Source organism: Actinoplanes sp. NPDC048791 (genome assembly GCF_040650095.1).
Lineage (GTDB): Bacteria > Actinomycetota > Actinomycetes > Mycobacteriales > Micromonosporaceae > Actinoplanes.
In genome coordinates, this window is sequence record NZ_JBEZGQ010000058.1 from 1 (window position 1) to 17,770 (window position 17,770).

The window sequence follows — 17,770 nt, forward strand, 5'->3', positions numbered from 1 at the left end:
CCGGTCATCGCCGGCCGCAGGCGCTGCGCGACGGCCCGGTCGGCCGCGGTGACGCCACCGGATGCGCACGGCGCCGACGGGATGGCGGCCTTGGCGGCGGCGGGAGCCGCGGTGGCGGCGACGGGCAGGGACAGCGACGCGGTGACCAGGGCTGCTGCGCACAGCACGCCCGAAAGAGCTGAAAGCCTCACGACACCTTCCCCCGAAGTGCGGATGGGTCGCGGCCACCCATCGAAGTGACCTTAACGAATGAGCCGCCGGATTGCCATCGTCCGAGTGGGACGCGCTGTCGTCGCCGGGCGGCGGCCGGGAACGTGCCGCAAACGATTTCAGCCGCGTCGGGAAACGTCGACGATCATCTATTGACAACGCTCCGCAAAGGATTTCACACTCTCCGCAGCACTCCAGTCCCCGGACGATGCGGAGGCAACCGATGGCGGTGACGATCAAGGACGTGGCCCGGGCGGCCGGGGTGTCGCCGTCCACCGTCTGCCGTGCCCTCTCGACACCGGAGCTGGTGCGCGCCGAGACCCGGGAACGCGTCCAGCGGTCGGCCGCCGAGCTCGACTACTCCCCCAACCGCGCCGCCCGCGGCCTCATCACCGGCCGCACCGGCAATCTCGGGCTCATCGTGCCGGACCTCGGCAACCCGTTCTTCCCGGGCGTCGTCAAGGGCATCCAGGCCCGGGCCCGCGAGGCCGACTACGCCGTCTTCCTGGCCGACACCGACGAGGACCCGGCCGCGGAGGCCCAGCTGGTCCGTACGCTCGCCAAACAGGTGGACGGGATCGTGCTGTGCTCGCCGCGGATGAGCGAGCAGGAGCTCCGGGGCGTGGCCGCGCTGACCCCGGTGGTCCTGCTCAACCGCCGCGTCGGCCGCCTCCCGGCGATCACCTTCGACAACGTCGACGGCATGCGGCAGGCCGTCACCCATCTCACCGCCCTGGGGCACCGGCGGATCGCGTACGTCGCCGGGCCGCGCGCGTCCTGGTCCAACCGGGAACGGGTGCGCGGCCTGCGCTCGGCCATCGCCGCGGCCGGGGCCGAGCTGGTCGAGGTCGGTCCCGTCCAACCGCAGTTCGACGGCGGGGTCGCCGCCGCCGACCAGGTGCTCGCCGCCGGGGTCACGGCCGTCATCGCCTACAACGACGTCATCGCGCTGGGCCTGCTCAGCCGCCTGAACGCGCGCGGGATCGCGGTGCCCGCCGCGATCAGCGTGCTCGGCTTCGACGACATCGCCCTGTCCGCGATGGTGCACCCCTCGCTGACCACCGTCGGCCTGCCCATGAAGAGCTGCGGCCGGGCCGGCGTCGATCTGTTGCTGGGCCTGTTGCAGAACCCGGACAAGTTCGGCACCACCCGCCGCGAGCTCGGCACCCAACTGATGGTCCGGGGCTCCACCGGTCCCGCACCGAGCGCCTGAGACTCATCTCCTCGAGGAAGGCTTCCGATGCCACCACTCGCCCGTAGACGCGCTGTCACCGCCGCGACCGCGGCCCTGCTGCTGCTGACCGCGTGCAGCGCCCCCGACTCCGGCGGCTCCGCCCAGGACACCGACGGGGAGGTGCCCGCCAAGCCCGGCAAGGCGGTGACCCTCAACATCCTGGACGTGGCCGGCAACCTTCAGCTCACCCAAGGCATGATCGACGACTTCGTCAGCAAGAACTCCGGCGTGGTCAGCAAGGTGACGTACTCCAAGTCGCCGGCGCCCGAGCTGGTCGGCAAGGTCAAGGCCCAGCAGAACGCCAACCGGGTCGACATCGACCTGGTGCTGACCGGCGTGGACGGGCTGTCCGCGGGCATCGAGCAGGGCCTGTGGAACCCGTTGCTGACCAAGTACCGGGACCGGCTGCCCGGCGTACAGCAGTATCTGCCCGGAGCCGCGGCCATGCAGCAGCTGGCCGGCGATTCCGGGGTGACCGTCACCTACTACCCGTCCGGTCCGCTCATCGAGTACCTGCCGGCGAAGGTGCCGAACCCGCCGAAGTCGGCGCCGGAGCTGCTGGCCTACGCCAAGGCCAACCCGGGCGCGGTGCAGTACGCCCGGCCGTCGAACTCCGGCCCCGGCCGTACCTTCCTGATGGGCCTGCCCTACCTGCTCGGCGATTCCGATCCCAAGGACCCGACCGGCGGCTGGGACAAGACCTGGGCCTACCTGGCCGAGCTGAACAAGTACGTGACGCTCTACCCGTCGAGCACCGGCGAGACGATGAAGAACCTGGCCAACGGCTCGGCCAAGATCATCGCGTCGACCACCGGGTGGGACATCAACCCGCGGGTGCTGGGCACCGTGCCCAAGGAAGCGGCGATCGGCACCCTGCAGGGCTTCCACTGGGTCACCGACGCGCACTACGCCGTCGTCCCCAAGGGCGTGTCGACCGACAAGCAGTCGGCCATCCTGCTGCTGCTCGCCCACATGCTCACCAAGGAGCAGCAGGCCAAGGCGTACGACAAGGGCTACTTCTACCCGGGTCCGGCGGTCAAGGACGTCGACCTGGCGATGGCGCCGGCGGACAGCCGGGCCGCGATCGAGGAGTTCGGCCGCCCGGAGTACGCGAGCCTGATCGAGGGCAACCCGCTCGAGGTGCCGCTGGGTTCCAAGCAACTGGTCGCCGCCTTCGATCGGTGGGACCGCGAGATCGGCGGCGCGAAGGTGGCCAAGTGAGCGGGCAGGCGTCATGACGGCCGCGGCGCCGAGCCGGACGGGCACCCCGGGAACACGTCCGGGCCACTTCGAGACGCTGCGCCTGGACGGGGTCAGCCGCAGCTTCGGCGGGCAGGCGGCGCTGGCCGATCTCGACCTGACCATCCGGCGGGGTGAGTTCATCGCGCTGCTCGGCCCGTCCGGCTGCGGCAAGTCGACGGCCCTGAACTGCCTCGCCGGGCTGTTGCCGCTGACCCGCGGCAGCATCTGGCAGGACGAGACCCGCCTGGACGTGCTGCCCCCCGAACGGCGCGGATTCGGCATGGTGTTCCAGAACTACGCGCTCTTCCCGCACCTGCCGGTCCGCAAGAACATCGCGTTCGGCCTGCAGATGCGCCGGGTGCCGCGGGCCGAGATCCGCCGCCGGGTCGACGAGGCGCTGCGGCTGGTGCACCTGGAGGAGCACGCCGGCAAGCTGCCCGGGCAGCTCTCCGGCGGTCAGCAGCAGCGGGTGGCGATCGCCCGCGCGGTGGTGCTGGAGCCGTCCCTGGTGCTGATGGACGAACCGCTGTCCAATCTGGACGCCAAGCTGCGGCTGGAGATGCGGACCGAGATCCGCCGGCTGCACCAGTCGCTCGGGCTGACCACCGTCTACGTCACCCACGACCAGGAGGAGGCGCTGTCGCTGGCCGACCGGCTGGTGGTGCTGCGCGCGGGCCGGGTGCAGCAGATCGGCACGCCGGAGGAGCTGCACACCGAGCCGGCCAACTGGCACGTCGCCGACTTCATGGGATACCGCAATCTGCTGCCGGTCCGGGCCGGCGCGCGGCAGGGCACGGGCATCACCGTGGAGATCGAGGGGCAGCAGCTGACCGGCACGCCGGTCGGTGAGCCGGCGCCGGGCAGCGAGGTGATCGCCGGGATCCGGCCGGAGGATCTGCGGATCGGCCCGGCGGGCGGCACGGGGGTGCCGGCCGTCGTCGAGGTCGTGGAGTATCAGGGCCGCGAGGTGGCGGTCGAGGCACGGACCGCCGGCGGCATCCCGCTGAACCTGCGGGCCGTCGACCGGCCCGCGGTCGGCGACCGGATCACCGTCACCGTCGAGCCGCGGCGGCTGCTGGTCTTCCCGGCGGACCCGCGATGACCGCGATCAACGCCGCCTCGGGCGGGGCCCGGCCGGCGCTGCGGCACCGCCTCGCCGAGCGCGGCATCGACCGGCAGTTGCTGCTGCTGATCCCGGCGGCGCTGTTCGTGCTCGTTCTCTTCATCTACCCCTTCCTGTACGGCGTGGGCCTGTCCTTCCAGCCGACGGAAGGCGGGGCGCTGGGGGCGTACCGGGAGTTCTTCACGGACGCGTACCTGCGGGACACGATTTTCACCACGTTGCAGCTGTCGTTGCCGGCGGCGCTGCTGAACGTGCTGGCGTCGGTGCCCATCGCGTACCGGATGCGGGGCCGGTTTCGCGGCAAGCGGTTGCTGACCACCCTGCTGGTCGTGCCGATCACCCTCGGCACGGTGCTCACCGCCCAGGGCCTGCTCAACTTCCTCGGCCCGACCGGCTGGTTCAACCGGACCCTGCTGAGCTCCGGCCTGGTGGACGCGCCGGTGCGGCTCACCAACAACTACTGGGGTGTCTTCTTCTCGCTGGTGATCACCGGTTTCCCGTTCGCCTTCCTGCTGGTGCTGTCGTACCTGTCGGGCATCGACCCCACCCTGGAACGGGCTGCGGCCACCCTCGGCGCCGGCCGCTGGCAGCGCTTCCGGCGGATCACGCTGCCGCTGCTCGCGCCCGGGCTGGCCACCACGTTCTGCCTGACGTTCGTGCTGGCGTTCAGCGTCTTCCCGTCGGCGGTGCTGGTCGGTGACCCGTCCGGCACGACCCGGGTGATGTCGATCGCCGCCTACGACGCCGCGTACGTGCGCTACGACTATCCGCTCGCGTCCGCGGTCGCCGTGCTCATGGGTGTGGTCGAGCTGCTGGTCATCGCCGCGGTCCTGGGCTGGCGGGCGTTGCTCTACACCGGATCGACGGCCGGGGGTAAGGGCTGATGGCCGCCCGGCGAAAGATCGTGGCCACCCCGATGGCGTGGCTCGTCTGGGGTGTGGTGCTGGCGTTCTTCGTCTTCCTGGCCGGGGTCATCGGCTCGGTGGTGGTGAGCTCGTTCGGCACCCAGTGGTTCGACACCTGGCTGCCGGTGGGCTGGACCCCGAAGTGGTACGCCCAGTCCTGGGACGAATTCACCCTGCTGCCGGTGCTGATCGTGACCCTGGAGGTGTCGGCGCTGGTGGTCGGCATCTCGGTGCTGATCGGCGTGCCGGCCGCGTACGTGCTGGCCCGCCGCAGCTTCCCCGGGCGCCGGCTGCTCTATCTGCTGTTCCTGCTGCCGATCCTGATGCCGCCGATCACCTACGGCATCCCGCTGGCCACCGTGCTCTACAAGTACGGCTTCGCCGGCAACCTCTCCGGCGTGGTGCTGGCCAACCTGGTGCCGTCGGTGCCGTTCGTGATCCTGACCATGACGCCGTTCATCGAGCAGATCGACCCGGCCGTGGAACGGGCGGCGCGGATGTGCGGCGCCGGCACCCGGCAGGTCTTCACCCGCATCCTGGCGCCGCTGCTGGTGCCCGGCATCCTGGCCGCCTCGATCCTGGTGCTGGTCCGCACGGTGGGCATGTTCGAGCTGACCTTCCTGACCGCCGGGCCGGACTCGCAGACGCTGGTCGTCGCCCTGTACTACTCGATGTCGGCGGCCGGGATCCGGGCCCAGCAGTCCATCGACGCGATGGCGGTGATCTACACGTCGATGATGCTGGTGCTGCTGGTGCTGGCGTTGCGCTTCGTCAACCCGACCCAGCTAGTCGCCCGGGTCCGCGACGAGGGGGACTGAGATGCGCATCGCCGAGGCCCGGGTGATCGTGACGTCGCCCGGCCGCAACTTCGTGACCCTGAAGCTGGTGACGGACGCCGGCGTGACCGGGGTCGGCGACGCCACGCTGAACGGGCGCGAGCAGGCCATGGCCGCCTATCTCGCCGAGCACGTGGTGCCGCTGCTGCTCGGGCGGGACCCGGCGCGGATCGAGGACACCTGGCAGCTGCTGTACAAGGGGGCGTACTGGCGGCGGGGGCCGGTGACGATGAGCGCGATCGCCGCCGTGGACACCGCGCTGTGGGACATCAAGGGCAAGGTCGCCGGCCTGCCGGTGTACCAGTTGCTCGGCGGCCGCAGCCGCGACGGCGTCACCGTGTACGGCCACGCCGCGGCCGAGACCGTCGACGACGTGCTCACCGACGTGGGCCGGCTCGTCGGCGCGGGCTACCGGGCGGTCCGGGTGCAGACCGGGGTGCCCGGCCTCACCGGCACGTACGGCGTCACCGCCGACCCGCGCAACTACGAGCCGGCCGGGTCCGCCCTGCCCACGGAGGCGGTGTGGTCGACCCGGCGTTACCTGGCCCACGTCCCGGGCGTCTTCGAGCGGGTCCGCGCCGAGTTCGGCCCCGACCTGCGCCTGCTGCACGACGCCCACCACCGCCTGACGCCGATCGAGGCCGCCGGGCTGGGCCGGGCGCTGGAGCCGTACGGGCTGACCTGGCTGGAGGACCCGGTGCCGGCCGAGCTCCAGGAGGGCTACCGGTTGATCCGGCAGCACACCACCACCCCGCTGGCCGTCGGTGAGGTCTTCAACAGCATCTGGGACTGCCGGCAGCTGATCACCGAGCAGCTCATCGACTACATCCGGACCAGCGTCGTGCACGCCGGCGGGATCACCCACCTGCGCCGCATCTTCGACCTGGCCGACCTGTACCACGTGCGCAGCGGCTCGCACGGCGCCACCGACCTGTCGCCGGTCTGCCTGGCCGCCGCGCTGCACCTCGACCTCAGCATCCCCAACTTCGGGCTGCAGGAGTACATGCCGCACAGCGCCGAGACCGACGCGGTGTTCCCGCACACCTACCGCTTCGCCGACGGTTACCTGCACCCGTCCGAGGAGCCGGGGCTGGGCGTGGACATCGACGAAGAGCTCGCCGCGCGGTACCCGTACCGGGCGGCCTCCCTGCCGGTGAACCGCCTGGAGGACGGCACTCTGCACAGCTGGTGAGCGCCCGGATCGCAACCGGACCACTCCCCGGCCTGCCTGGTCCAGCGCTTTGCCCGCGTGGCTCACGGCCGATCAGAATTCTGTGAAGCGTCTGCCCGCCGGTGCCGTACCCGTGCTCGCTGTGCTCTTCGGGCTGCCCACGGTGCTGCTGCCGGGGTCGGTGACGGCGCAGGTCACGTACCCGATCGGCTTCGGCCTGCTGGTGGTCCTGGCCTGGCTCGGGGTGCGCGGCCGGACCGGCCGCGCCCGGACCGCCCACGCCCTGATGGCCGGCGCGCTGACCGTCTGGCTCGGCGGTGACCTGCTGTACGCGCTGCTGGTCTGGCACTTCGGTGAGCTCGGCGACGTGTCGGCGGCGGACGTGCTGTGGGTGCTCGGCTATCCGCTGCTGGCGGCCGGCATGGTGATGCTGGTCCGGCTCCGCGCTCCCGGCCGCCTGCGGGAGGCCGCCCTCGACGTGCTCGCCATGGCCACCGTGGTGGCCGCGCTGTTCTGGCAGTTCATGGTCGCGCCCGAGGTCACCGGCAACACGATGTCGGTCGCCGTGCTCTTCACCACCTTCTACCCGTTCGGCGACGTGCTGCTGTTCGCGGCGGGCGCGCTGGTGGTGCTCTCCCCCGGCGAGCGCACCGGCTCCATCCGGTACCTGGTCGCCGCCCTGGCCCTCACCTTCGCCGGCGACGTGACGATCTCGGTGGCCACGCTGGTGTTCCCCGACTTCGACACCTCGCAGCTGGACAGTCTGCTGCTGCTCGGGAACGGCCTGATCGCCGCGGCCCTCTGGCATCGCGACGCGGACGACCACGCCGGTGCGCCCAAGGCCGACACCCAGCGCCTGCATCCGGCCCGGGTGGTGTTCCTGGGCGTCTCGCTGCTGGCCCTCCCGGCGATCAACGACGTGCGGATCAGCGACCAGGTGATCCAGCGGCTCACCATGCTCAGCGCCATGGTCATGCTCACCGTCATCGTGCTCATCCGGTTCACCCTGGTGGTCCGCGAGCAGGAGCAGGTGCGCGCGGCGCTGGCCCACCGGGCCACCCACGACCAGCTCACCGGGCTGGTCAACCGGCAGGAGCTGCACGTCCGGCTGACCGCCGCGCTGCGGCAGCGGGCCGGCGACGGCCCGGTGGTGCACTTCCTCGACCTCAACGGCTTCAAACCCGTCAACGACCGGTACGGGCACGCGGCCGGCGACTTCGTGCTCGTCGAGGTGGCCCGGCGGCTGCGCGCGACGGTACGGGACACCGACACCGTGGCCCGGCTGGGCGGCGACGAGTTCGTGGTGGTCTCCGCCGCGGTCGACGACGTCGCCGCCGTCACCGAACGTCTCCGCAACGCCGTCGCGGCCCCGTTGCACCACGACGGCCACGACCTGCGGATCGGGGTCAGCGTCGGGCACGCCTCGGCGGCGGAGCTCGAGCACCCCACGTCGGACACCCTGCTGGCCGCGGCCGACGCGACCATGTACCGGGAGAAGGGCGCCACGTATGCGCCTGATGCGACTATCGGCATGTCTCGTACATATTGATGGTTCTTTTTGACCTACGACGCGAGAAGCATGGGAGGTCCGGCCCACAGGCGAGGGCGAGCAGGAACGGAGCACAACATGACGGGCAACAGAGCGGTTGTCTATCAGGGTCCCGGGCAGGTCGAGGTCCGGGAGAGCGACTACCCGACGTACGAGATGAAGGACGGTCCGGGGGTCAACAAGGCCAACGTCGGCCGCCGGACACCGCACGGCGCGATCCTCAAGACCGTCGCCACCAACATCTGCGGCAGCGACCAGCACATGGTCCGGGGACGCACCACCGCACCGGAAGGGCTGGTGCTCGGGCACGAGATCACCGGCGAGGTGGTCGACACCGGTTCGGACGTGGAGTTCATCAAGGTGGGCGACATCTGCTCGGTGCCGTTCAACATCTCCTGCGGCCGGTGCCGCAACTGCAAGGAACGCAAGACCGGCGTCTGCCTCAACGTCAACCCGGACCGGCCCGGCTCGGCGTACGGCTACGTCGACATGGGCGGCTGGGTCGGCGGGCAGGCCGAGTACGTGATGGTGCCGTACGCCGACTGGAACCTGCTGAAGTTCCCCGACCGGGACCAGGCGATGGAGAAGATCCTCGACCTGGCCATGCTGAGCGACATCTTCCCCACCGGCTACCACGGGTGCGTCAGCGCCGGCGTGACCACCGGGTCGACCGTGTACATCGCCGGCGCGGGCCCGGTCGGGCTGGCCGCCGCCACCTCGGCGTTCCTGCTGGGCGCGGCGGTCGTCATCGTCGGCGACCTCAACACCGAGCGCCTGGCCCAGGCCCGCAGCTTCGGCTGCGAGACGGTCGACGTGTCCCAGGGCGACCCGGTGGAACAGGTGCAGCAGATCCTCGGCCGCGACGCGCCGGCGATCGGCCAGCCACTGGTCGACTCGGCCGTGGACGCGGTGGGCTTCGAGGCGCGGGGACACGGCGAGAACGCGCAGACCGAGATGCCGGCCACCGTGCTGAACTCGCTGATGGACCTCACCCGGGCGGGCGGGGCGATCGGCGTCCCGGGCCTCTACGTCACCGGCGACCCGGGCGGCGTCGACGACGCGGCGAAGCACGGCTCGCTGTCGATCCGGCTCGGGCTGGGCTGGGCCAAGTCGCACTCGTTCGTCACCGGCCAATGCCCGGTGATGAAGTACAACCACGAACTGATGATGGCGATCCTGCACGACCGGGTGCAGATCGCGAAGAACGTGAACGCCACCGCGATCCCCCTGGACCAGGCCCCGCGCGGCTACCAGGAATTCGACCAGGGCGCGGCCCGCAAGTACGTCCTCGACCCGCACGGCACGATCAGCAGCCGGGCCAACTGACCGCGGGGCACCGGGAGCGAGCGGGCCAGGAGGCCCGCCCGCTCCCGACTTGTGGCCGGCAGTCGTAGCCGGAAGTCGGCAGCCGGGATCCCGCCGGCGATGGTCCGCTGGTAGGTGTGAACGCCCGCAAACCCGCTCTCGCGCTGCTGCTGACGGCTCCGTTTCTCGGCGAGACACTGTCGACGGCGACGCCGCCGCTCGACCTGATCCAGCCGTGGCGACTACCGGTGATGATCGCGCTGTACGGCTGCGGCGCGCTCATCTGCCGCGAGCTCACCTACCGCTACCGGCTGGGCCTGCCCGGTCTGGGCCTGCTGGCCGCCGCGTACGCCGTCTACGAGGAGGCGCTGGTCGACCGCTTCTGGTTCGATCCGCGGTACTGGGACAGCGTGGGTGTCGGCTCCTACAGCGAGGTCTGGCACACCAACCTGCTGATCGCCGCGCATCTGACCGCCTTCCACATCGCGGTCAGCATCTGCTCGTCGGTCCTGCTCGTCGAACAGGTCTTCCCCGCTTCCCGGCAACGCCCGTGGGCCGGTCGCCCCGGCCTGGCCGTCGCCGGGCTGGCCCTGCTGGCCGTTCCGGTGCTGACCTACGCCGACTTCGCCCGGGTGCCGGCCGGTCAGCTGCTCGCCGCCGGCGGCCTGTGCGTCCTTCTCATCGGGTGCGCGTTCCTGACACCACGCCTTCCCCGGCGGCCGGCTCCGGTCTCCCGTACGCCCCGACCCCGTCTCCTCGGCCTCATCGCGTTCACCGCGACGGCGACCCACTTCGTGCTCGTCTACACCGTCCCGTCGACCGGCGTCAGCTGGCCGCTCGGCACGGCTGCCGCCCTGCTCCCGATAGCGCTGGCCGTCCTGCTGATCCGCCGCCTGACGACGGGTGACGGACTGTGGGTCGTCACCGGGATCCTCGCGTTCTTCCTCATGCTGGACACCGTGGTCGGGCTCGGCGGTCGCTATGACCTGACCATCGGCGCCCTCGCCGCCACGCTGGCCCTGTGGTGGATCCACAAGCGGAGCGCCCGGGCTCAGGTGCGGTGATGCTTCTTCACGAAGGTGTAGCCGGGAGCGAGCGGGCTGGCCGGCACCTGCTCGCTCTCGACCGCCTTCTCGTGCAACGTCACCTGCTTCTCCGAGGGCTGCGCGCCCGGCGGGAGTTTGCGGACGAAGCCGTTGACCCAGTGGTCGCGGCGGTCGGCTCCCTCGCCCTCGTCGAAGTCCGGGTCACCCGGGTACGGCGCCGGCTCGACCAGCGGCGCGTAGAACAGCATCTCGGCCGGCTTCTGGCCCTCGACGGCGGGATAGGACGGATAGCCCGCCTTGTCGACGCTACCCGGCACCCGGGTCAGGTAGCCCTCGCGGATCAGCTGATCGACGGCGTTTCGCAGCAGGAACGTGCCCTTGGCGCCCCGGCCCAGCCCGCAGTGCGCGGCCAGTCCCGACTCGGCGAGAACCGCGCTGCCGTCGGTGAAGACGCGGCCGAGTTTGCGTACGGCGTGCAGCACCTGGCCCCGGTTGGATCTGCCGGCGTCGAACTCGCGGGTGACGACCCGGGGGTCGTACTCGTGGTAGTAGTTCACGCCGTCGACCCGCATCGGCTCTTCCAGCGGAGCCGTCCGCACCACGATCTCGTCCTTGGCGGACTGCCACGACACGGTGACGAGCACGCCGGGGCGCAGGTCGGCCGGCCAGACGATGTCGCCGAACTGCCATTCGACGTCCTGGCGCAGGGCGGTCTCGAAAACCTGCCGGGCGGGCGTCACACCGTGCTCGCGGTGCTCGAGCACGAGCGGGATGGCCGCGCGGTCCTGCAAGGTCTCGACGCATTCCTCGGGGGCGGCGCAGACGCCGCCGTCGAGATCTGCCTGCCAGAGGGCGAGTCGACGGGTCACCCGCACCATGATCCACCTCCGTGGTCCCTCGGGCCCGCACCGACCCTACCCCGCTGTTCACCAGCCCCGGACGGCCAGATGGGCGTGCCGGACGGCCCCCGGCGAGACGGATAGGTCAAGATCGTGAGGTGCTACTGGCTGAGGACCTCGACACATCCACGCTCACTGACCGGCAGCGGGCGATCCTGTCCGTCATCCGGGACTGGGCGACCCGGTACGGCTACTCGCCGTCCACCCGCGAAATCGCCGACGCGGTGGGGCTGGCCTCGACGTCGTCGGTCAGCCGCCACCTGCGCATCCTGGAGGAACGTGACTTCCTGCGCCGGGGTGGCGCCACGACCCGCCCGATCGACGTCCGCATGTTCCTGGAGCCGCCGGCCCGGGCCGAGGGCGACGCGACGACGGTGACCCTCCCGCTGGTCGGGTCCATCGCCGCCGGCAGCCCGATCCTGGCCGAGGAGACCCTCGACGAGACCCTGACGCTGCCGCGCGAGCTGGTCGGCCGGGGCGAGCTCTACTGCCTCCGGGTACGGGGCGACTCGATGATCGACGCGGCGATCTGCGACGGGGACATCGTGGTGGTGCGGCGCCAGAGCGAGGCCTACAACGGGGACATCGTCGCCGCGATGATCGACGAGGAGGCCACCGTCAAGGTCTTCCGCCGCCGGGGCGGTCACGTGCTGCTGGAGCCCCGCAACCCGGCGTACGAGGCCATCGACGGCGACCACGCGGTCGTGCTGGGCAAAGTGGTCTCGGTGCTGCGCCGGGTCTGACCGGTCTCAGGATGCCCGGCCGGCGAGGGGGAAGCCGGTCTCCAAATAACCGACCGCGCGCGTGACAGCCGCGCTGCCGGTCCCTCCGGCCCGGATCGCGGCGAGGATCGCCCCGGTCAGCGCACCGGTGAAGACCCGCGCCTCGAAGTCGTCCGGGCCGGGTCGCAGCCGGGCGACGAGCGCTTCGGCCAGCACGGTGACGACGCGGGCCAGTTCGTCGAGCTGCGCCTGACGCAGCTCGGGCACCGTGTCGACGAGCCGGCGCCGTTGCTCTTCCTCCTCGTTGCCGACGCGGGCCAGGCCGGCGTCGACGGCCCGGCGGAACGCGGTGAGCGGGGGCAGGTGGCCGGGCTGCTCGGCCAGGGCGGCCAGCATGATCGCTTCGAGGTCGTCGGCCAGGACCACGCGTTCCTTGCCGGCGAAGTAGCGGAAGAACGTGCTCGGCGAGACGTCGGCGGCCGCGGCGATCTGGTCGGTGGTCGTCGCCGCGTACCCCTGCTCCGCGAAGAGCCGCAGACCCTCGGTGCGGATCCGGTCCCGGATCTGCGCCTTCTTGCGCTCCCGCAGGCCCGGACGGCCGGGCTCAGCCGGCATCGGGGCTGCCCACCAGCTCGGCGGTGTGCTTCCACAGCTCGCGCTCGGCGGCGGCGTCACCGGCCGGCGCGACGGCTGTGAGGGCCTTTCCCGTCTTGGCGGAGTAATAGCCGCCGGTCCGGCCGGCGAGGGCCGGATCCGTGGCCAGGCGGACGATGCCGGCCGTGCCGCGCCGGGGATCACCCACCCGCAGGGTCTTCAGGACCCGCTCGATCGCGCCCGCGAAGCGCACCTCGCGGCCGAGGCCGGTCACGTTGAAGCCGGGGTCGAGCGCGTTGGCCGTCACGCCCGTCCCGGCCAGGCGGCGGGCCAGCTCGTTGCTGAACATGATGTCGAGCAGCTTGGTGCGGCCGTACCTGAGGGAGGACTCCCGGGCGTTGAACGGGGCGGTGTCGGTCAGGTCGGCGGGCAGGTCGAGGGTGCCGTGCCGGCGGGACGCCTCGGAGGCGACCGTGACGATCCGGGCCGGCGCGGCAGCGATCAGCGTCGTGCGCAGCGCCTCGGTCAGGACCCAGGGGGCCAGATAGTTGACGGTCACCATCTCGGGGAGACCGGCCGGCGTGGTCCGCGCCGAGAAGGCGTGCAGCCCGGCGTTGTTGATCAGCACGTCGATCCGCGGATGCCGGCGGGCGATGTCGGCACCGGCCCGGCGGACCTGATCGAGGTCGGCGAGATCGGCCGCGACGACGTCGACGACGGTGCCGGGGGCGGCGCTGTCGATCCGGGCGCGGGTGGCTGCGGCGCGGGCGCTGCTGCGGGCGATCAGGACCAGCGCGAACCCGCGCCGGGCCAGCTCGATCGCCGCCAGCTCACCGAGCCCGCTGGTGGCGCCGGTGAGCACCGCGGTAGGGGTCGTCATATTTTGACAGTACTGTCATTTGATAGGACTGTCATTGTGTTGCGCGTCATCGGTGTGCGCGATGCGGCTGGTCTCCCGCCAGAGGAGCAGCACGAAGACCGCCGAGCCGGCAAAGGCGAACCAGAACGGCGCCGTCACGCCGTAGTGGGTGGCCAGGGTGCCGCCGATGGCCGAGCCGACCACCAGCCCGCCGTACAGGCCGATGGTGTTGACGCTGGTGACGCGGCCCTGCAGGTGTGCCGGGACGGCCCGCTGGCGGATGGTGATCGAGGTCGTGTGCCAGATGAACGCGTGCGCGCCGAAGACGAAGAAGATCAGCAACGCGACGGGCGCCGAGGTGGTCAGGGCGAGGGCCAGGTGGGTGAGCGTCTCGAGGATGAGTCCCGCGCGCATGACGTTGCCCAGGCTCACGCGGCGGGTGAGCGGGCCGTAGATCCCTGTGCCGACGAGGCCACCCAGGGCCATGACCGTGGTGAGCGCACCGAAGCCGATCGCGCCGAGGCCGAGCCGCTCGGTCGCGTACAGGACCAGCACCGACCAGGCGGCACCGAAGGTGACGTTGAAGATCATGATGGTCAGCACCAGCGTGCGCACCGCCGGGTTGTGCCGCACCCACCGGAAGCCCTCGGCGATGTCGCGGCGCACGTCCCCACGACTCCGGCCCGTGGAGCGGCCGTGGGACGGCAGCACGACCTTCGAGACCAGGAGCACGCCCGCGGTGACCAGGACGAGCTCGGCGGCGAACGGCCAGCCCACCCCGGCGGCGAACAGCGCCGCCCCGATCGACGGGCCGATCAGCTGGTCCAGGGTGAGCAGCCCGGTCTGCAGCCGGGAGTTGGCCAGGGCGAGATCGTCGCGGTGCACCAGCATCGGCGTCAGCGTCGTCACGGTGTTGTCGGCGAACACCTCCGCGGTGGCGAGCAGGCCCAGCGCCACCAGCGCCCCGGCGACCGAGATGGTCCCGGTGGCCAGCGTGACGGTCAGCACGGCGAGCACCGCGACCCGGGCGAGGTTCGCCGCGATCACCACCCGGCGGCGGTCGTGGCGGTCGGCCAGCACACCCGCGTAGAGGCCGAACACCAGCGGAGGGGCCCAGCGCAGCATGGCGGCCAGCGAGATCAGGAACGGGTCGTGGGTCAGCGAGGCGAGCAGCAAGGGGCCGGCCGCGGTGGCGATGCCGTCGCCGAGGTTCGTCGACCAGGACGACGCGATCAGCCAGCGGAAGCCCGTACCGAGGCGCGCCGGGACCAGGATCTCCGCTGCTCTGCCCACAAGCCGGGAACCCTACGTCCGGCGCCGCCGGACCGCACCCGGATATCACTCCCGCGGGGCGGGGAGGTCGCGGCCGAGGCGGGCGATCGGCGACAACGCCATCAACAGCGGGGACAGCAGCATGCCCGCGGCCGTCACCAGCAGGCTGGTACGCAGGCCCCACTCCTGAGCGAGGAAGCCGCCGGCCAGCGAGCCGAACGGCAACAGACCCATCCCGGCGAAGTTGATCGTCGCGGCCGCGCGGCCCTGCATCCCGTACGGCGTGACGGCCTGCCGCACCACCATGACGGTCACGTTGATCAGCTGACCGAAGGTGCCGAACAGAAAGTTGATCGCCACCAGCAGCGGGACCGTCACCCCGGGCGGGCCGTGCAGGGCCGGTACGCACAGCAGCACGCCGTCGCCGATCACCGCCGCGGTCACGAGCACGACGCCGTACCCGAATCGGCCCGGCAGCCGCGCGGCCAGCAGCGAGCCGACCAGCGCGCCCGGCCCCGTAGCCGCCAGGGCCAGCCCGATGGCAGTGCCCGACAGATGCAGCTCCCGCGGCAGGAAGACCAGGTACGCGGTCATCGTGGCCGCGAAGAAGAACTGGTACGCCGCCGCGGCGAGCCCCACGGTCCGCAGGAACGCGTCGCCGGCGACGAAGCGCAGGCCCTCGTGGATCTGCCGCCAGATCCGCGGAACGGGCCCGGTGCGCGCGGGAACCGGCTCCACGCGGCGGATCCGCACGATGGACCCGAACGACAGCACGAAGAACACCGCGCTGGACGCCACAGCGATCGGCGCCGACAGCAGCGACACCAGCGTCCCGCCGAGGGCCGGGCCGCCGATCTGGGCCGCGGACCGGCTGCCCTCGATCAGGCTGTTGCCCTGTCCGAGCTGGTCAGGTCGCAGCAGCCGCACCAGGGAGGCCTGGTACGCCAGGTCGAAGAACACCGACAGCGCCCCGACGGTGAAGGCGACCACGAGCAGCATCGGCAGGCCGATCCCGCCCAGCAGCACGGCCAGGACCGCGCCGGCCAGGGCCACCGCCCGGCCGAGGTCGGCCAGCACCATCACGGTACGGGTACGCCACCGGTCCACCCACGCACCGACCAGCAGCGACAGCAGGAAGACCGGTGCCTGCCCGACCGCCCGCAGGACGCCCAGCTGACCGGCGTCGGCGTGCAGCGTCAGGACGGCGAACAGCGGCAGAATCACCAGGCTCGCGTGCTCGCCCAGCTGGGAGGCGGTCTGACCGGCCCAGAGCCGGCGGAAGTCGGAGTCACGCCACAGCGGACGAGAGACAGCGGAAGAAGGCACAGTGATCCCTCGCCGCCCGACCCTAACCGCCGGGGGCCGGGCGGGACAGCGAATTCAGTCGAAGGCGGGCAGGCCGTCGATGCTCGCCTTGTTCTTGCGCCGGCGGTACTCGGCCAGCTCCTCGTCGCTGCGCCGGGAGCTCCAGCGGGTCAGCAGATCCCGGTCACCCTCGTACGTCATCAGCGGCACCGCGTATCCGCAGGAGTCGCTGACCCGGTGCACGGCGACGTCGATGATGGACCGCAGTCCGTGCAGGTCCGGCGGGGCGGCGAACGAGGCCAGCAGCTCCGCGTACCCCGGGTCGGTGGCCGTCACGACGCGGCCGGTGCCGTACAGGCGCACGATGTTGGGTTTGCCGTCGAACGCGCAGAACATCAGTGTGATCCGGCCGTTCTCCCGCAGGTGCGCGGTGGTCTCGGCCCCGCTGCCGTGGAAGTCCAGGTACGCCACCCGCAGCTCGCCGAGCACCGAGAAGGTGCCGGCCATCCCCTTCGGCGAGACGTTGACGTGGCCGTCGGCACCGGTCGGCGCGGTGGCCACGAAGAACATGGGCTGGCTGACGATGAACTCCCGCAGCCGGCTGTCGATGTTGTCATGCACCTTCATGCCGCCATGCTGCCCCAGCCGCCGGCCCGCCCGCTTCCCCGGCCCGAAGAGCGGGAGTAACCGCCGGCATCCGGGGTAGGCGGCAGGCGCAACCACGCCCAGTGCCCGCGGAGGAATCATGACCAGCAGCCCGACCACCGGCGACGTCGTCGACGTCCTGACCAGCGACCACCGCGAGGTCACCGCCCTGCTCGCCGAGATCCGGTCCACGACCGATCCGGAGCGGCGGCGCGACCTGGCCGACACCGCCATCAGCGAGCTCGTGCGCCACGCCGTCGCCGAGGAGATGTACGTCTACCCGGCCATGCGCAAGCACCTGCCCGACGGCGACCAGGCCGTCGAGCACGACGTCGAGGAGCACAAGGAGATCGAACGCGCCCTGAAGAAGCTCGAAGGGGCTGACGCCTCGAGTGCCGAGTTCAATGCGGCGCTCCAGGAGCTCGATGCCCTGCTGGCCGACCATGTCCAGGACGAGGAGACCGAGCAGTTCCCCGAGCTGCGGCGCCGCATCCCGCGCGACGAGCTCACCGAGCTGGCCGGCAAGGTGGAGACGGCCAAGAAGCTCGCGCCCACCCGGCCGCACCCCGCCGCGCCCAACAATCAGCTGTTCCACAAGCTCGTCGGCCCCGGCGTGGGCCTGGTCGACCGGCTCCGGGACAAGCTGACCGGCCGCAACACCGACTGAGCGACCGGCGGCGGCGTCAGGGCAGCGGTGACGCCGCCGCGAAGTCCGCGAGCAGGGCACGTTCCCGTTCGGGGCTGAGGCCGGCCCGGCGCGGCCGGTCCAGCCCCTCGGCGCGTTCATAGGCGAGGACGTCGGTGATCAGCTCGGCCCGGTCGCGGTGGCGCAGGCCGGCGGCGACGGCCGCTG

At 71.6% G+C, this 17,770-nt stretch carries 17 protein-coding genes and 1 pseudogene; 11 read left to right on the top strand and 7 right to left on the bottom strand.

Going from position 1 to position 17,770, the window contains the following annotated elements; translation table 11 throughout:
* Positions 1 to 191, bottom strand: a pseudogene (locus AB0C29_RS07265) (hypothetical protein); the annotation flags it as partial.
* Positions 192 to 433: 242 nt separating this feature from the next.
* On the opposite strand from AB0C29_RS07265, the gene AB0C29_RS07270 reads away from it, so the two are divergent.
* The 9 genes from AB0C29_RS07270 to AB0C29_RS07310 all read left to right on the top strand — a co-directional run bounded on the left by AB0C29_RS07270 (position 434) and on the right by AB0C29_RS07310 (position 10,639).
* A complete protein-coding gene (locus AB0C29_RS07270) occupies positions 434 to 1,423 on the top strand; it encodes a LacI family DNA-binding transcriptional regulator (RefSeq protein WP_360816462.1) in 990 nt (329 codons plus the stop codon).
* 27 nt (positions 1,424 to 1,450) lie between these two features.
* Positions 1,451 to 2,665 carry an extracellular solute-binding protein gene (locus tag AB0C29_RS07275; protein ID WP_360816465.1) on the top strand — a complete coding sequence of 405 codons (1,215 nt, stop codon included), beginning with the start codon at positions 1,451 to 1,453 and terminating at the stop codon, positions 2,663 to 2,665.
* A 13-nt stretch (positions 2,666 to 2,678) separates the two neighbouring features.
* A complete protein-coding gene (locus AB0C29_RS07280) occupies positions 2,679 to 3,788 on the top strand; it encodes an ABC transporter ATP-binding protein (RefSeq protein WP_360816468.1) in 1,110 nt (369 codons plus the stop codon).
* Complete coding sequence (locus tag AB0C29_RS07285; protein WP_360816471.1) at positions 3,785 to 4,693, top strand: ABC transporter permease; 909 nt, start codon at positions 3,785 to 3,787, stop codon at positions 4,691 to 4,693. The genes AB0C29_RS07280 and AB0C29_RS07285 overlap by 4 nt, the downstream gene beginning before the upstream one ends.
* Positions 4,693 to 5,532: an ABC transporter permease subunit gene (locus AB0C29_RS07290; RefSeq protein WP_360816474.1), complete on the top strand. Its 840-nt coding sequence runs from the start codon at positions 4,693 to 4,695 to the stop codon at positions 5,530 to 5,532. The genes AB0C29_RS07285 and AB0C29_RS07290 overlap by 1 nt, the downstream gene beginning before the upstream one ends.
* 1 nt (position 5,533) lies before the next feature.
* Positions 5,534 to 6,742, top strand: coding sequence for a D-mannonate dehydratase ManD (gene manD, locus AB0C29_RS07295; protein WP_360816477.1), 1,209 nt, complete (start codon positions 5,534 to 5,536; stop codon positions 6,740 to 6,742).
* Positions 6,743 to 6,824: 82 nt separating this feature from the next.
* Positions 6,825 to 8,270: a GGDEF domain-containing protein gene (locus AB0C29_RS07300; protein WP_360816479.1), complete on the top strand. Its 1,446-nt coding sequence runs from the start codon at positions 6,825 to 6,827 to the stop codon at positions 8,268 to 8,270.
* A gap of 78 nt (positions 8,271 to 8,348) precedes the next feature.
* Positions 8,349 to 9,596, top strand: coding sequence for a formaldehyde dehydrogenase, glutathione-independent (gene fdhA, locus AB0C29_RS07305; protein WP_360816482.1), 1,248 nt, complete (start codon positions 8,349 to 8,351; stop codon positions 9,594 to 9,596).
* 116 nt (positions 9,597 to 9,712) lie between these two features.
* A complete protein-coding gene (locus AB0C29_RS07310) occupies positions 9,713 to 10,639 on the top strand; it encodes a hypothetical protein (RefSeq protein WP_360816485.1) in 927 nt (308 codons plus the stop codon).
* Here the strand turns inward: AB0C29_RS07310 and AB0C29_RS07315 are convergent.
* Positions 10,627 to 11,499, bottom strand: a complete 873-nt coding sequence (locus AB0C29_RS07315) for a hypothetical protein (protein WP_360816488.1) — start codon at positions 11,497 to 11,499, stop codon at positions 10,627 to 10,629. The two genes, AB0C29_RS07310 and AB0C29_RS07315, sit on opposite strands and share 13 nt — an antisense overlap.
* 119 nt (positions 11,500 to 11,618) lie before the next feature.
* On the opposite strand from AB0C29_RS07315, the gene lexA reads away from it, so the two are divergent.
* A complete protein-coding gene (lexA, locus tag AB0C29_RS07320) occupies positions 11,619 to 12,263 on the top strand; it encodes a transcriptional repressor LexA (protein WP_360816490.1) in 645 nt (214 codons plus the stop codon).
* Positions 12,264 to 12,269: 6 nt separating this feature from the next.
* Here lexA and AB0C29_RS07325 read toward each other — a convergent pair whose 3' ends face one another.
* From AB0C29_RS07325 to AB0C29_RS07345, 5 genes are read right to left on the bottom strand one after another with little or no spacing between them, the layout of a single operon-like run.
* The gene (locus tag AB0C29_RS07325; protein WP_360816493.1) at positions 12,270 to 12,857 is read right to left on the bottom strand and encodes a TetR family transcriptional regulator; all 588 of its coding nucleotides are present in this window, start codon (positions 12,855 to 12,857) and stop codon (positions 12,270 to 12,272) included.
* Positions 12,847 to 13,716, bottom strand: coding sequence for an SDR family NAD(P)-dependent oxidoreductase (locus AB0C29_RS07330; RefSeq protein ID WP_360816496.1), 870 nt, complete (start codon positions 13,714 to 13,716; stop codon positions 12,847 to 12,849). The genes AB0C29_RS07325 and AB0C29_RS07330 overlap by 11 nt, the downstream gene beginning before the upstream one ends.
* Positions 13,717 to 13,731: 15 nt before the next feature.
* A complete protein-coding gene (locus AB0C29_RS07335; protein ID WP_360816499.1) occupies positions 13,732 to 14,988 on the bottom strand; it encodes an MFS transporter in 1,257 nt (418 codons plus the stop codon).
* A 45-nt stretch (positions 14,989 to 15,033) separates the two neighbouring features.
* Positions 15,034 to 16,293, bottom strand: coding sequence for an MFS transporter (locus AB0C29_RS07340; RefSeq protein WP_360816502.1), 1,260 nt, complete (start codon positions 16,291 to 16,293; stop codon positions 15,034 to 15,036).
* A 54-nt stretch (positions 16,294 to 16,347) separates the two neighbouring features.
* On the bottom strand, positions 16,348 to 16,899 hold the full coding sequence (locus AB0C29_RS07345; RefSeq protein WP_360816505.1) for a pyridoxamine 5'-phosphate oxidase family protein: 552 nt from the start codon (positions 16,897 to 16,899) through the stop codon (positions 16,348 to 16,350).
* A gap of 118 nt (positions 16,900 to 17,017) precedes the next feature.
* Between AB0C29_RS07345 and AB0C29_RS07350 the strand changes: the two genes are divergently transcribed.
* Positions 17,018 to 17,584 (top strand): hemerythrin domain-containing protein, encoded by a 567-nt coding sequence (locus tag AB0C29_RS07350; protein ID WP_360816508.1) that lies wholly within the window; start codon positions 17,018 to 17,020, stop codon positions 17,582 to 17,584.
* Positions 17,585 to 17,770 lie beyond the last annotated feature (186 nt).

Excerpts from the sequence above, each read along its gene's own strand:
- AB0C29_RS07270 (WP_360816462.1), top strand. The coding sequence starts at position 434 with ATGGCGGTGACGATCAAGGACGTGGCCCGGGCGGCCGGGGTGTCGCCG.
- AB0C29_RS07275 (WP_360816465.1), top strand. The coding sequence starts at position 1,451 with ATGCCACCACTCGCCCGTAGACGCGCTGTCACCGCCGCGACCGCGGCC.
- AB0C29_RS07280 (WP_360816468.1), top strand. The coding sequence starts at position 2,679 with ATGACGGCCGCGGCGCCGAGCCGGACGGGCACCCCGGGAACACGTCCG.
- AB0C29_RS07285 (WP_360816471.1), top strand. The coding sequence starts at position 3,785 with ATGACCGCGATCAACGCCGCCTCGGGCGGGGCCCGGCCGGCGCTGCGG.
- AB0C29_RS07290 (WP_360816474.1), top strand. The coding sequence starts at position 4,693 with ATGGCCGCCCGGCGAAAGATCGTGGCCACCCCGATGGCGTGGCTCGTC.
- manD (WP_360816477.1), top strand. The coding sequence starts at position 5,534 with ATGCGCATCGCCGAGGCCCGGGTGATCGTGACGTCGCCCGGCCGCAAC.
- fdhA (WP_360816482.1), top strand. The coding sequence starts at position 8,349 with ATGACGGGCAACAGAGCGGTTGTCTATCAGGGTCCCGGGCAGGTCGAG.
- AB0C29_RS07315 (WP_360816488.1), bottom strand. The coding sequence starts at position 11,499 with ATGGTGCGGGTGACCCGTCGACTCGCCCTCTGGCAGGCAGATCTCGAC.
- AB0C29_RS07325 (WP_360816493.1), bottom strand. The coding sequence starts at position 12,857 with ATGCCGGCTGAGCCCGGCCGTCCGGGCCTGCGGGAGCGCAAGAAGGCG.
- AB0C29_RS07330 (WP_360816496.1), bottom strand. The coding sequence starts at position 13,716 with ATGACGACCCCTACCGCGGTGCTCACCGGCGCCACCAGCGGGCTCGGT.
- AB0C29_RS07345 (WP_360816505.1), bottom strand. The coding sequence starts at position 16,899 with ATGAAGGTGCATGACAACATCGACAGCCGGCTGCGGGAGTTCATCGTC.
- AB0C29_RS07350 (WP_360816508.1), top strand. The coding sequence starts at position 17,018 with ATGACCAGCAGCCCGACCACCGGCGACGTCGTCGACGTCCTGACCAGC.